Annotated in this window: 13 protein-coding genes and 1 pseudogene; 1 reads left to right on the forward strand and 13 read right to left on the reverse strand. The window is 61.9% G+C overall.

The window, feature by feature from the left end; genetic code table 11:
- Positions 1 to 163: 163 nt before the first annotated feature.
- The 11 genes and pseudogenes from MGN01_RS22075 to MGN01_RS22115 all read right to left on the reverse strand — a co-directional run bounded on the left by MGN01_RS22075 (position 164) and on the right by MGN01_RS22115 (position 9,233).
- The gene (locus MGN01_RS22075; RefSeq protein ID WP_147048965.1) at positions 164 to 1,408 is read right to left on the reverse strand and encodes a cytochrome P450; all 1,245 of its coding nucleotides are present in this window, start codon (positions 1,406 to 1,408) and stop codon (positions 164 to 166) included.
- The gene (locus tag MGN01_RS24530) at positions 1,401 to 1,775 is read right to left on the reverse strand and encodes an oxidoreductase C-terminal domain-containing protein (protein WP_307725960.1); all 375 of its coding nucleotides are present in this window, start codon (positions 1,773 to 1,775) and stop codon (positions 1,401 to 1,403) included. The genes MGN01_RS22075 and MGN01_RS24530 overlap by 8 nt, the downstream gene beginning before the upstream one ends.
- 78 nt (positions 1,776 to 1,853) lie before the next feature.
- Positions 1,854 to 2,786 (reverse strand): annotated as a pseudogene (locus tag MGN01_RS24535) (NAD(P)/FAD-dependent oxidoreductase); the annotation flags it as partial.
- Positions 2,726 to 2,941, reverse strand: coding sequence for a ferredoxin (locus tag MGN01_RS22085; RefSeq protein WP_147048967.1), 216 nt, complete (start codon positions 2,939 to 2,941; stop codon positions 2,726 to 2,728). The gene MGN01_RS22085 and the pseudogene MGN01_RS24535, both read right to left, overlap by 61 nt.
- A 4-nt stretch (positions 2,942 to 2,945) precedes the next feature.
- Positions 2,946 to 3,116 (reverse strand): hypothetical protein, encoded by a 171-nt coding sequence (locus MGN01_RS23840; protein WP_170246116.1) that lies wholly within the window; start codon positions 3,114 to 3,116, stop codon positions 2,946 to 2,948.
- 44 nt (positions 3,117 to 3,160) lie between these two features.
- Complete coding sequence (locus MGN01_RS22090; protein ID WP_306437199.1) at positions 3,161 to 4,363, reverse strand: nucleotide disphospho-sugar-binding domain-containing protein; 1,203 nt, start codon at positions 4,361 to 4,363, stop codon at positions 3,161 to 3,163.
- Positions 4,364 to 4,559: 196 nt separating this feature from the next.
- The gene (locus tag MGN01_RS22095; protein ID WP_174804623.1) at positions 4,560 to 6,287 is read right to left on the reverse strand and encodes a patatin-like phospholipase family protein; all 1,728 of its coding nucleotides are present in this window, start codon (positions 6,285 to 6,287) and stop codon (positions 4,560 to 4,562) included.
- The gene (locus MGN01_RS22100) at positions 6,284 to 7,426 is read right to left on the reverse strand and encodes a DUF3095 domain-containing protein (protein ID WP_238258654.1); all 1,143 of its coding nucleotides are present in this window, start codon (positions 7,424 to 7,426) and stop codon (positions 6,284 to 6,286) included. The genes MGN01_RS22095 and MGN01_RS22100 overlap by 4 nt, the downstream gene beginning before the upstream one ends.
- A 40-nt stretch (positions 7,427 to 7,466) precedes the next feature.
- Positions 7,467 to 7,604 (reverse strand): hypothetical protein, encoded by a 138-nt coding sequence (locus MGN01_RS24310; protein ID WP_238258656.1) that lies wholly within the window; start codon positions 7,602 to 7,604, stop codon positions 7,467 to 7,469.
- Between the two features lie 273 nt (positions 7,605 to 7,877).
- Complete coding sequence (locus MGN01_RS22110) at positions 7,878 to 8,480, reverse strand: chlorite dismutase family protein (protein WP_147048970.1); 603 nt, start codon at positions 8,478 to 8,480, stop codon at positions 7,878 to 7,880.
- A 45-nt stretch (positions 8,481 to 8,525) separates the two neighbouring features.
- Entirely contained in the window at positions 8,526 to 9,233 is a 708-nt protein-coding gene (locus MGN01_RS22115; protein ID WP_147048971.1) for a glutathione S-transferase family protein, read from the reverse strand.
- 190 nt (positions 9,234 to 9,423) lie between these two features.
- On the opposite strand from MGN01_RS22115, the gene MGN01_RS22120 reads away from it, so the two are divergent.
- Positions 9,424 to 10,032, forward strand: coding sequence for a TetR/AcrR family transcriptional regulator (locus MGN01_RS22120; RefSeq protein ID WP_147048972.1), 609 nt, complete (start codon positions 9,424 to 9,426; stop codon positions 10,030 to 10,032).
- 512 nt (positions 10,033 to 10,544) lie between these two features.
- Here MGN01_RS22120 and MGN01_RS22125 read toward each other — a convergent pair.
- Together MGN01_RS22125 and motA are read right to left on the reverse strand one after the other, a co-directional pair.
- Positions 10,545 to 11,405 carry a flagellar motor protein MotB gene (locus tag MGN01_RS22125; protein ID WP_147048975.1) on the reverse strand — a complete coding sequence of 287 codons (861 nt, stop codon included), beginning with the start codon at positions 11,403 to 11,405 and terminating at the stop codon, positions 10,545 to 10,547.
- Between the two features lie 34 nt (positions 11,406 to 11,439).
- On the reverse strand, positions 11,440 to 12,462 hold the full coding sequence (motA, locus tag MGN01_RS22130; RefSeq protein WP_238258659.1) for a flagellar motor stator protein MotA: 1,023 nt from the start codon (positions 12,460 to 12,462) through the stop codon (positions 11,440 to 11,442).
- Positions 12,463 to 12,802: the final 340 nt, after the last annotated feature.

Raw genomic sequence — 12,802 nt, forward strand, 5'->3', positions numbered from 1 at the left:
GGCCAACCCCTTACCAAATCTGGCTTTGGACCACATCATGGGGGCGGGCCAGCCCGCGTTTGATGCGTTGGTAGTGCGCTATTCTTGAGCTGTATCGAATTCCAGCGTAACGCCGAGCAATTGAACGCCTGTCTACAGGGAAGCAAAAGTTGCTTGCGCACCGTTATCGGTTAATTCCACTGATACGGATGCCCAAGCTCTCTGGCCCACGCAATGATGCACCTGAACGATATGGCGGCGGATCAGCCATTAGTTCCGGCTCGACGAGTCGGCGGCAGAGCGCTACGAGCGCAACCTCGGCTTCGATCCGTGCGAGAGGCGCGCCGACGCAATAGTGCAGTCCTCCCCCGAAGCCAAAGTGCTGGTTGTCCTCGCGATCCGGGAAGAACCGGTTGGGATTGGAGAAGCGCGCCGGGTCGCGGCCGCCAGCGGCGAAGAGAAGAATGACAGGCGCGCCCTTCGGGATCGTAGTCCCTTCGATCTTGATGTCGCCGAGTGCCTTACGCGTTCGGAAGTGGACAGGAGGTTCGTAGCGCAGCAGTTCCTCGATGAGCCGCGGAGCCCGTTCGGGATCGGCTTTCAACTTCTTGAGCTCGTCGGGATGCCGAAGCAAGGTCAGCATCCCGTTGGTGATCAGATTGACCGTCGTCTCATGTCCCGCAACCAGAAGGAGGATCGCCGTCGAAATCAGGTCGATGTCGCCCATGGACGGATTGCCTTCCCTTCCGGGCTTCGCAAGACCGCTCAACATGTCGTCGGCAGGATGTCGACGCTTCCGGCGAATGAGCTTTCGCATGTAGGACGAAATCTCGTCGAAGGCGGCGACCGTTGCGTGGCGGCTCGCTTCGTCGTGACGTGCATCGGGCTCGAGAGCCGTCGCGAGCTGCGTCGCCCACTTCTGGAATTGCGGCTCGTCCTTTTCGGGCACTCCGAGGAGATCGCAAATGACCGCGACGGGCAAAGGGTACGATAGATCTTCGACGAGACAAACCTCGTCGCGACCGCGGCAGCGTTCGATGAGATCGTCGACGAGTGAACCGACGCGCCCATGGAGGCCATTGACGCGATGGATCGTGAACTCCTTCATCACGAACTCGCGCAGCGTGTCGTGGTCCGGAGGGTCACGGAAGATCAGAGGCCGGTGGCTGGTAGCTATACGGTTCTTGATTGGGTTGAGGATCCAGTCCCTCAGCGGATTGCCCGTACGCGGGCGGCGCGACGGTGGCAGATCCTCCGAGCTGAGGCGTGGATCGAACAAAAGCGCGCGTATCGCGGCGTGGGTGCTGACGACGTAGGCGCCGTCGCGTTGCCGCGAGACGGGGACCTCACGGAGCTTCTTGTAGATCGGGTAAGGGTCGGCCCGGTTCCTTGGATCCAGCACCTCGGAGAACAGCGTGTCGTCAGGCATGGATGCTCTCGCGTTCCGTCGTGTCCGCTGATTCAGATGCCAACCGCGGTGCCGGGAAACCCGGGCTGAAATGATCGATTGGCGCTTGGTCGGTCGCGTCCAGGATCGGGGGAAAGGGTGCCCCGCAGGCGATCTGGGACTCGTAGGCCGGCAACCAACGCGCCTCGTCGAAGGACACGGCGGCGACGGTCCGTCCGGCGCGGCCGTAGACCGCCAGAAATCGGCCTGAAGTGCGACTTCCATGGACGATCGCGATCTTGTCGGCGCCTTCAGTCGAACCGATGGCCTTGATGTTGACGTCGAACTGACTCGACCAGAACGCCGGCAGATGGGCATAGGCTTTCTGATCGTCGCGCCCGGCCAGCATGTTCCGTGCGGCATGCCGAGCTTGCTCAACGGCATTGCCCCAATGCTCGACAGTCCTCAGCCGGTCGCCGAACAGCGGATTGGGCCAACGGGCTATGTCGCCTGCAGCATAGATATGCGGGTCGGGAGCGCCCTCCCCTGTCATGGCCCGACACGCTGCGTCGCAGGTCAGTCCCCCACCGTCGGCCAGGAGGCCTGCCTTCGCGAGCCACCGCGCATCGCGTTCGGCACCGAGCGCCACGATCACGAGATCGGCTTCGATCTCTCCGCCATCTTCGAGCCGCGCACGTGCGACCTTTCCATTTCTACTTTCGAAAGCTTTCACATGCGTGTGCGGTCGGAACGAAACGCCGGCATCCTTCATGCGCACCGCAACGGAATTTCCCACTAGCATGCCCAGAACACGCGCGAGTGGCGTTGGATTGGGATCGACGAGCGTGACCGACAGGCCCAAATCCCGACAGCAGGAGGCTGCTTCGCAGCCGATCAGACCGCCGCCCACGATCAGCACCCGCCTCGGCTTCTCAGCAAGAGCGCTCCGCAAAGCCGCGGCATCGTCTCTACCCCGGATCGTGTGGACGCCTGGCAGCCCGGCACCCGCACCAGGAAACGGTCGCGCCCGCGCACCAGTGGTTACAAGCAATGACCGGTACGGAAGCACCGTATCGTCCGCGAGACGGATCGTTCTTCCCGCCCTGTCCAAGGCGACTGCCGCCTGACCGAGCCGCCATTGAGCCCGGACGGCCGTCAACTGCGGTAGCTCCGTAGCCTCTGCCCTCAAGTCGCCGGCGAGCACATGTTTCGAAAGCGGCGGCCGGTCGTACGGCCGGTAGGGCTCGTCTCCGACGATTGTCAAAGGACCCGTGTAGCCGCTGTCACGAAGCGCTTCTGCGCCTCGCAGGCCTGCCAGAGACGCACCGACGATGACGATGCTGGGATCGTCCACGGCGCTCATGTCCGGTCGTCCTCGCCGAGACCGGCCGGCTCGACGCTGATCGCTCGAACAGGGCATGCTTGTTGCGCCCGCTCGATCTTCGACCGCATCGCATCTGGAGGAGCCGGGTCGTAAAAAAGGATTTCGTGGCCCCGGACCTCGAAATGTTCGGGTGCCGCATAACAGCACTGGGCGTAACCCTGGCAGCGGTTGAGGTCGACGACGACGCGCATATGGTCAGATGCCCAGATAGGGGGTGGCCTGTTCGTTCGCGGTTGGCAGAAAATGTTCCGCCGAGCGCAGGGGTACACCAGCGACAACGGAAAGAATCAGCTTGGCGATCGATGACATCACTCGGTTCGAGCCTGCCGAAGTGCTGATGGATTTGGCTTCGTTGTTCGTGCTCATGATCATGCATTCCTCGGTACGACCCGCGCGGTTCCATCCGCCGATCAGGCGTGGAGCGCAGGCTCGCTCACCCGGACAGGATGCGATCGGACGACGACGTCGATCGCGGACAGGATTTCACTCTGGGTATCGCGACGCGAAAAGGCATTGGCCATCGCACCAGCTTTCTGCCGGTATTGCGGTTTGGACAGGACCGCATCGACCGCTTCGCGGATCGCCGGGACGGTCGGCGTATTCGTGGCGAGGTTGATGCCGACACCCGACCAGCCAATACGGGCGGCTACCTCTGCCTTGTCCTCGGTCAGTCCAGCGGCGACGATCGGTATGCCGACGGCCAGCGCCTGCGAAACGCTGCCATAGCCTCCGTTGGTGACTAGCAGGGCGATTTTCGGAAGGACCGCTTCAAAAGGCAGAAAGCTCGAAACACGTGCGTTGGATGGCAACGGCAGGCGTATCTCTTCGATCGGTCTTCCGCCGGCTGTGGCGACGATCGTTATATCGTCCCGCTCAGCGAGTGCCTTGAGAACGGGTTCGACAAGCTCGCCGAAGTTGCTGTTGGCCAATGTGCCTTGCGTGACCAGCACGATGGGCTTTCCCGGATCGAGCTCGTCCCACCAGTCCGGCAGCGGCATCTTCGGCTGACCGCTCGGCAGGAGACCGACGAAGCGAAGGCCTTTTGGCAGCTTCCCGAAGTCGTATTCGAAACCTGGGACGCTCGGCTGAAGAAAGGCGTCCGGGAGGATCGCGATCGATTGCGTCAGCGACGCCGGCAGCGGCGGCAGGCCGAGTTCTGCAAGACGCGCATCGGCATAGGCTCGGACGGGGTTCACGAAGGCGGCATCCATGGCCATCTTCAGCAGACCGTAGTGCATCCGTTCCCCGTCGTCGGCAGCCGGGGGCAGCCCCATACCTACCGGCGCGCCGTCAACCCGATCGAGAAAGAGGAAGCTGACGTTCAAGACCACGACCGGCGGCCGCGGCGTCGTATCGAGTAGCAACGGCAGCACGCCGAGGTACATGCTGCCTGCCACGATCACATCCGGAGCCTCGCTCTCAATCAGTTCGCGTAGCAATGCCGCCTGGCCGGCCATCGGATCGATGAAACGACGCTCGAACTCTCGGGTCCAACGTTCCGGGCCTGGCGGTAGATTCGGTTCGAGATACTGGGCGGCACCGTGATCGCCATGCGCTACGAAGCCCAAACCCGCGCTCTCGACTTTCGCGCCGAATGCCGGATCGGTCGTCATGATGACGGTATCGCCCCGTGCCTGCAGCAGGCGACCGATCGCGAGTAGCGGGTTCACGTGACCCGTCAGAGGCGTGGCGGCGATCAGAACCTTCATGGGATTACTCTGAATTGCGTTGCTCGATCTCTCATTCGGATCGGCAGCTGCTCGGTTACGAGCAGACGCCCGCAGGGGTGTGCAGGCACACGCGAAAGCTTCAGGCCCACCCCCGCAATCTTCCCGTTTCGATCGCTTCCTGCGCATGGCGGTAGCCGAGCTCGGAGGTCGTCCCCAAACTCGACCAGGCACGCAGGTCGACGCCCGCCAACGGCGGCTTCAGGACGACCGTCGCGCGATTGACCGACATCATCGTCTGAGCATCGCTCGACACCGTCGCGGCCCGTAGGAGAAGCGGCGCAATGGCTGGCATCTCGTCTGGGGAGCCGAGCAGCCGACGCATGAACTTCCCGCGCCATGATCGCCGAGGCATATCCTGGAAAGCGCGATCGCTTCCGACGTCGACGGCTAGCACCGGGCCTCGCTGGAGATCGGCGAGCACGTCGGCCGGCAGATTGTTCATCATTCCGCCGTCGACGAGAATGCCATCGGCGGAGACGATCGGGGGGAGCAGTCCCGGTATCGCGATGCTTGCCCGAAGCGCGGCTGCGAGATCGCCGCTCCTGTGGACCATGGCTTCTCCCGTCGTGAGGTTCGACGAAACGCAGACGAAAGGTAGCCAGAGATCCTCGATGCGCGCGGCCCCGAAGGTCCTGCGCAGTCCCGCATCGGCCTTCATTCCACGCGTCAGAGCGTGAAAGGGAAGCGTGTAGTCGTTTAAGGGGTTTTGCCCGACGAAGAAGCCCGTCATGCGATCGCGGATCTCATCCGAACAGAGATCCATCGCGACACTTGCGGCAACGATCGCGCCCATGCTGGTCCCGCCGACGAAGTCCACGGGCAAACCTGCATCCTCCAAAGCCCGAAGCACTCCCACGTGCGCGAGCCCTCTTGCACCACCTCCGCCGAGCACAAGTCCGCGGGCGGACCCGCTTGCCAATCGGGCAAGCCGGGATCTGTCGCGCCCATTGCCATCCCGAACCTGGATGCGCATCGCCGCCGGTAACGCCGCGACATCGGGATGAAGCGGCAGAGGGAGCGGACTTTTGGGATCCTGACGGATTGCCAGGTCGATGCGGATCCAGTCGGACTGGTGTCGTTCGATGCATTCGAGCGCGCCTGGCCGCCTGGGAATGCCAGGTTCCGCAAGCAGGAGGATATGATCTGCATGCCGCAGGCAGAGTTGGCACCACGGACAGTCGGCCACCCTATGCGCGACGAAGATCGTGCGCGAATGCCGAGCCTCATAGTCGTGGAACCAGCTTTCGTCGGCTCCCTCCGGCCAGTCGGTCAGACAGCCTGTTTTTCCCGGTAGGATCTCGTCGAAGGTCTTTGCAAGCATATGTCCGAAAAGGTCGGGATCCGGGCCGTCGGTCACCGCCAGTACCGCGAAAGTGCGCGGAACCTGCTCAAGAGGCCGCCGTTCCGATGCGGTGCGAAGACGCTCAGCCAACAGACGCGAGAAATAGAGAAGCGTCCTGGGATGCTTCTCTATCACTTCCTCGAACGCCGTCCTGCTCAATCGAAGCAGATGGGAGTCGCGGAGCGCTATAGCAGTTGCAGACCGTGGTTCTGCCGACAGCAGCGCCATCTCTCCGAAAACTTTCGGGGGTGCGAGACGTGCCAGATGACGCGTTTCACCGGTATCCGTCTGTCGCGATGAAATGCCGACGGCGCCAGACACCAGTGTGTAGAGCGCGTCACCTTCTTCACCCTGTTCGAAGACCGGCCATCCGCCGGCGACCGCTACCGAGACGAAGCGTTCGCGGATCTCGTGCATCGCATCGGGATCGAGACCTACGAGGAACGGGATGTCGGCGGCGCTCACTGGACCGCCTGCTTGAGCTGGAGAGCTGCGCGGGCGTAGCCGCCAGCGGCGCCGTCGATGAAATGGATGTGATCGGCCTGACGCGGAGAGGGGCTAACGCACGTCACGATGGCCGCGTCTTGCCGATGGAGGCCGTATCGCAGGAGGCCTTTCTCGCATGCGGCTGTCAGGCGTGCCTCGATCGCGTCAATTATTTCAACGGGACAGGCAACCGTCAGACGGAGGCCATCGTCGTACTTTCGGAAGTCGGCATTGGCGGCAAGCTGTCGTCGGTAGGTACGCGGAGAGAAAGCTCCAACTGGCATGCCGCTGTGAAAGATTAGGAACGAGGGCACTCTTCTGACGCACTGCCATAAGCGGCGCAGGAATAACGATCCTGCCAAAGGCCGGCCCGCCTTTGCTTCCATCGCGATGCCCAGCCAAGGCGGGCCGATCTGCGGACCTTCGTCCGGTAGGGGCCTGCCCATCGTCGGGCTCGCTTCGATGATCTCGAGAAGGTCGGATAGGGCGGCTCGGACAGCCGTCGGATCCGCGACCTCGCAAGGCTCCACGATCAACGACAAGACCACGTCGTCGCGCTGCCGGATCGTTTGGAACCGACAGGAAAGACCCGTCAGATCGGGACACGTACCCGACGGCGCCGGAGCAACGGCATAGAGGCCGCTCTTCATCACGTTCGTTGCCCAGGCGAGGCCGCCGCCGGCAAACATGGCGTAATCGACGTTGGGAGACGCAGCGTACCGGATGATGCTCAATTCAAAGCCGACCTCGCGAGCGGCCGCGATCGGTATCAAAGCTGCGCGCAAGTCCAGCTGCAGAGTATCCCGCACCCATGTCACGGTCGCGGCGAGAGCTTCTCTCACCGATGCGATGTCCGCCTGCGGGACCAGGATACTGGCACCATCTCCCCCGAAAACGAACGGCAGATCCAAGCCGGAAAGAGCATTGCGCGTTGCCGCGATGGCGGCCGCTCCCGCAACGTTCACGGCACGGTATCGTCCTTGCTCGATCGCAGCCGTCGACATTTCGACGTCGCTCATCGCGATCCACCAGTCGGCGGGAACCGGAACGTAGTTGCGTGGATCGAGAACGTCGGAAAAGCGGACGATCCTCGGCACGCTTTTGTAGAACGACGGCATGATCGCGGAACACATTGGTTCGGCCCAGAATACCGATCGGCTACATCAGGTCTTTACGATCGACCGTGGGGGGAGTCTTCATCGCGTCGAACGGCACGACCGCCATCAGATGGCCGTTCGACATCTTTACGATGTTGAATTGCATCCCGGTTGCCTTGTCGGTGGCGACGGCGATCATCGTCTCCTTCGGCTCGAAGGGTGCGATTGTGAAGTCATGTCCCCAGGCGCTTACGAGACTCGACAATGATGCCGCTGCCTGCCCCGCCAACGCGAGGGCGGGGAGGAGGATGAGCCATAGCTGTTTTGTCATCAAAGTCCTCCACTGGACCCATGATCGGTTTCGAGCGTCCGTACGTTTTTCAGGTGCCGGCGGTTACGAACGGACTTTTCGATTTCTCGGGCGATCCGTGCTGACGACATCGGAGGGTACGGCGTCGGTCGTAGCCAAGGATCAAGCTTGAGAGACGGACGAATTGACGAGCCTGATGTCGATCTCCCTTTCGACGAACGTCCACTCGAGGGTTGCCCGAAGTCGTGCAAGCAGATCGTCGAACCTGGGCTCGTTCTCGGGGGCGAACTCGAACCAAGTGAGAAAGTCGAACGGCTCGCCGAGATCGCGGCTGTGAAACAGCCTGCGCGCGATCGCGGGTAGGTAGTCCAGTCCGATCGACGTGTGTTTCGAGGTTTCCTCGAAGACCTGGCGCCGCTCATCCTGGGCCAGGTCCCACCAGGCGGCAGATTTACGGATCGGAATGATCGCCGCGAAGACCGCTTCCGTCCGTCCGAGGCCAGGTTGCCTTCCCGACAGCGTCTGGCGATCACGATTTGTCGTATAGCGCAGGTTGCTGACGACGCCCCGGAGCTGCCAAGCGGCTTTAGTCGGCACGTTTTCCGCCCTCTCATCGACGATGCCAACGGACTGAGCTTCTACGATGTTCGCGCCGCGCCAGACCTGCTGGCTTCTCACGCGCCAGCCGCCTTCGGTCCCTCCTGCGAACGTGAACGTGTGCGGACCCTTCGGCGCCTCGTGCGCAGCCGTATTCGATTCAGACATCGGAAATTAATCCTGCCGACGGTGCATCGTGATTTCGGCGATGGTTCATCCGAGCACCTGCGGGAAATTCGATGGGAACAAGGCGCGCTTCGCCTCCTCGTCGTTGACCGTCTTGAAAGTATGGTCCGTGCCGATGGATCGGGCACGCGCGACGGCAGGTCTCGCTTCGACGGATCGAAACAATCGGTCCAGGTTCGGATAGGCCGCGAGCGGATCGATCTCTCCCTTGAACACTCGGGCTGCACGGTCGAGCCATCCCCACGCGGAGATGTCGGCGATTGTGAAACTCTCGCCGACGATCCAGTTTCGTCCTGTCATATGGTCGTCGAGAACCCGATAGTGTCGCTCGGCCTCGCGCCGGTAGCGGTTCCGGGCGTACTCCAAGCCTTCAGGCGCGGCGAATTGAAAGTGGACCGCTTGTCCGGAAAATGGTCCGAGACCGGAGGCAATGAAGAGGAGCCAGGAAAGCAGCTCGGTCCGGTCGTCGGGACGTCCCAGCAATCTACCGGTCTTTTCGGCCAGATAGAGAAGGATCGCAGTGGAATCGAAGACGCGAGCGGCCCTTCCCGATGGGCCCTCGGTGTCCACGATGGCCGGCACCTTTCCGTTCGGGTTCACTGCACGGAAGACCGGCGCATGCTGCTCCCCTTTGCTCGTATCGACCGGGATGGTCTCGTACGCCAACCCGAGTTCTTCCAAGAGCAATCCGACTTTGAGGGGATTGGGTGTGGGATGGAAGTAGAATCGGATCATCTGGATCTCCCGGAACGATCGTTCGCGGTCGAATTCGGACCAGCAGGCCCCGCAAGGCTTGGACCCGCAGCCCCGATCTGGTTTCAAGCGAACGCCGATGATCGGCCAAGCCGTTTTAGTTTGATTGTTCTAAAATGCAACGCGTTTCCGCCTAAGGGATGGGAATGGCGTCGGGCGTACGGATGGAGAGATGGGCAGACCTAGAGAGTTCAACGAAGCCAAAGTTCTCGACGCCGCTGTCCAGTGTTTCTGGTCGCGGGGCTTCGAGGCAACGTCGATGCGCGATCTGATCGATCGGACGGGATTGACGGGTGCCAGTCTCTACAATGCGTTCGGAGACAAGCGCGCCCTCTATCAACGGGCGCTCCAGCACTACGTCGACGAAAGCATCTCGGATCGCCTTCGACGTTGCGAGACGATGCCTCCGCGCCAGGCGATCGCGAGTTTCTTCGACGAAATCGTTGAGCGGTCGCTTTCGGACCGCGAGCATCGGGGTTGCATGCTCGTGAACGCGGCGTTCGATACCTTGCCGTGTGATGCAGAGTTCCGGTTGGCGGTCGCCGACGTCATGATCCGGATCGAAAAATTCTTCAAAGACAAAGTCTTGGAAGGACAACGCGATCGGATGATTTCACACGATCTAGCCGCGAACGACGTCGGGGCGCATCTTCTTGGTGTTCTGCTTGGAATCCGGGTCCTGGCACGAGTTCGGCCCGAACGCGATCTTCTTGAGCGCATGGCTGCAGGAGCGCTCGCAATGCTGGAATTCAGGACTGGGAAGGATGGCCTAGCGCGATAGGGAGTCATCTATGCCGCGCTAGGCCGCAAAGGCAGCTCTTTACGAATGCGTTGACCTGAGCCCTATCAATTTCGTTGACACCGTACGTGTCAGCCCACGTGTCGATGATGGTGAGATCGGCTTGAAACGCCTGCGCCTCGGTGAGCAGCCTTCGTACACATCGCGAAGGATCATGGTGCCGTTGCGATCGAAGGTGGCGAGATAGTTGTCGCGCTATACGCGCGACACGATTCGCATCGTTGGACAAGCCCACAATCATCGCGACGCTGGTGTTGTGCAGGGCCGCGACGAGCCGGATAGGCAGGCCGGCGCTGTCAAATCTGAGCAGAGGGAGGCGGATGCTCATCGGATAACCGCTTCCGACTCGACCCAGTCGTTCCGGTTCCTAGCTTCGGCGAAGGCCCCTAACGCTCCGTCAAATTGGCTCCGGCGTCGGTGACTTGATGCTTAAGCCTGTCGGCTGCAACTGGCGTCCTGCGGTTGCAATCAGCCAAGGGCTTTGAGGCCCCTTGTCAGCGGAAGAGGTTCGGGGGCACCGCCGGGCTTGCATTGAGCAGAGTGATCGCCACCCGTCGGTTCGGCGCGATGTAGGGATTGTCAGGGAAAGCCGGATTGGTGTCGGCGCGTCCCACGACGGAATCGAAGTTGTCGTTGGGAACCCCGGCGCCCGCCAGGATCTCGCGCACGGCGAGCGCGCGCCCGGCCGTGAGGTTCCAGGGTTCGACGGCACTTGCCGAGCCTGGGCGCGCGGCGGCCGTGTGGCCGGTTATAGACAAGCGGTTGGGCAAACGGCGCAGGGTGGGCGCGAGCGCCTCCAGCACGCGACGGGTGCGCTCGTAGGGATCGACAGAGCCCTCACGGAACATGGAGCGACCGTCCTGGTCCACGAGAGAAACGTTCACACCCTCCTTGGTAGGCTCGATCACGATGTTGCGTGACAGCTCGGCATAGTCGGGCATCTTCTGGAGCGCCTGCCGGAGGCTGGCTACGGCGCTGTCGTTGGCCTGTTCATTGGCCGCCGGGCGGCTTGCATCGCGATCGCTGGCGCTGCCCGGACTGATCGAGCGCGCACTATCCTTCTGCGCGGCAGAGCCCGTCTCCGCGTCGCGGGGCGCCGACGACTTGTTGCCTGACGTGTCTAGGGCGGTGCCGTGCAGGATTCCGCCAGCACCACTGGTTGCAGGGCTCAAAGACGCCGGCGCGAAATATTCCGCCAAACCGATCTTCTGCTCCTGCGTGGTCATGCTGATTAGCCACATCAGCAGAAAGAACGCCATCATGGCGGTCACGAAGTCTGCATAGGCAATCTTCCAGGCCCCGCCGTGGTGTCCATGAGCGGCCTTCTTGACCTTCTTGACGATGATCGGCTGGATGGCCACGGTCGCCGGTTCCTTGCTGGGGATGGGGTCAGATCTGGGCGGGAAGAGCGGCGGTTGCCTCTTCCACTTCGGTGAAGGTCGGGCGGACCTCGCTCATCAGAGTCTTGCGGGCGAATTCGACCGCCATCACGGGCGGCTGGCCGCCGATATGGGCGAGGAGGCCCGCCTTGAGAGAAATGTAGTATTTGGATTCGGCCTCGAAGAGGCTCTTGAGCGAATGCGCCATGGGCCCGAAGAAGCCATAGGCGACGAAGACGCCAAAGAAGGTGCCTACGAGCGCGCCGCCGATCAGATGTCCCAGCACCTCCGGCGGCTCCTTAATCGCCCCCATCGTCTTGATCACGCCGAGCACGGCGGCGACGATGCCGAGCGCCGGTGTTCCGTCGGCGAGCGACTGAAGGGCCGAAACGACGCGCTCTCGCTCCTGGTGGTGCGTCTCGAGCTCCTCATCCATGAGAGCCTCGATCTCGTAGACGTTGTTCGCGCCAAGCGTCACCATACGCATGTAGTCGCAGACGAACTCGACCGCGTGATGGTTCGCTGCAAAGGTCGGGAAGGCGTTGAACAGAGTCGATTCGCTCGGATTCTCGATGTGGGGATCGAGCGCCATGATCCCTTTCTGTTTCACAAGTTTGAACAGTGAATACTGCATCCCCAGCAGTTCGACGTAGGATTGCTGATTGTATTTGGGGCCCTTCACCAGCGTGCCCAACATGGAGGGCACGGCCTTGAGCACCGGCCCGATGTTGCCGATGACGAAGGCGCCGATCGCCGAACCGAGGATGATGACAAACTCGTAGGGCTGCCAGAGGACCTCCAGATGGCCACCCATCTGCGCGTAGCTGCCGAAGACGCAGCCGAAGACGATCAGTGTGCCAACGATCAGCCGCATGACTTGCCATCCTCGCGCGGCGGCAAAAACAGCCCGCAGCAAGCTACCCAATGACTGGTCAAATCGCTGGTCTTGGTTAACGGCGAGTTTAGAGCCGCGAAGGGAGCGCGATTGCGACGTATCAACCAGAATGTCATCGGTTCGATGCCGACTGCCCACCCCAGCAAATTATCTATTTTATCGCAGGCATTTCGACCGGTTTCTTAAGCTCGAACATTTCACGAGGCTGCTCTCGTTGTACAGCGCGCTGGCGCTAGCAGTACCTGCCAGACTGGTGGGTTGCCGCATGGTTGCTCCGAGCACCGCGAAGAAGCCGATCGGCCTTCAAGGACGCCTTTCATTAGGATGAGCTGGAACTCGCGCTCCCCGCTCTTTGGCCGCTAACCCCGGACATCGCGGTGCCGCAAATAAATCCGGGCTCGTTCCATCGGCGCAGTTGTTCCTTCGCTGAAGGAGCGGCGTGAGTGGTTTTGAGGATTAGGGCCTGTTGTCGCCTGGA

This window comes from Methylobacterium gnaphalii, from assembly GCF_007992215.1.
Lineage (GTDB): Bacteria > Pseudomonadota > Alphaproteobacteria > Rhizobiales > Beijerinckiaceae > Methylobacterium > Methylobacterium gnaphalii.

Excerpts from the sequence above, each read along its gene's own strand:
- MGN01_RS22075 (WP_147048965.1), bottom strand. The coding sequence starts at position 1,408 with ATGCCTGACGACACGCTGTTCTCCGAGGTGCTGGATCCAAGGAACCGG.
- MGN01_RS24530 (WP_307725960.1), bottom strand. The coding sequence starts at position 1,775 with ATGCTGGCCGGGCGCGACGATCAGAAAGCCTATGCCCATCTGCCGGCG.
- MGN01_RS22085 (WP_147048967.1), bottom strand. The coding sequence starts at position 2,941 with ATGCGCGTCGTCGTCGACCTCAACCGCTGCCAGGGTTACGCCCAGTGC.
- MGN01_RS23840 (WP_170246116.1), bottom strand. The coding sequence starts at position 3,116 with ATGAGCACGAACAACGAAGCCAAATCCATCAGCACTTCGGCAGGCTCG.
- MGN01_RS22090 (WP_306437199.1), bottom strand. The coding sequence starts at position 4,363 with ATGACGACCGATCCGGCATTCGGCGCGAAAGTCGAGAGCGCGGGTTTG.
- MGN01_RS22100 (WP_238258654.1), bottom strand. The coding sequence starts at position 7,426 with ATGCCGTCGTTCTACAAAAGCGTGCCGAGGATCGTCCGCTTTTCCGAC.
- MGN01_RS24310 (WP_238258656.1), bottom strand. The coding sequence starts at position 7,604 with ATGATCGCCGTCGCCACCGACAAGGCAACCGGGATGCAATTCAACATC.
- MGN01_RS22110 (WP_147048970.1), bottom strand. The coding sequence starts at position 8,480 with ATGTCTGAATCGAATACGGCTGCGCACGAGGCGCCGAAGGGTCCGCAC.
- MGN01_RS22115 (WP_147048971.1), bottom strand. The coding sequence starts at position 9,233 with ATGATCCGATTCTACTTCCATCCCACACCCAATCCCCTCAAAGTCGGA.
- MGN01_RS22120 (WP_147048972.1), top strand. The coding sequence starts at position 9,424 with ATGGGCAGACCTAGAGAGTTCAACGAAGCCAAAGTTCTCGACGCCGCT.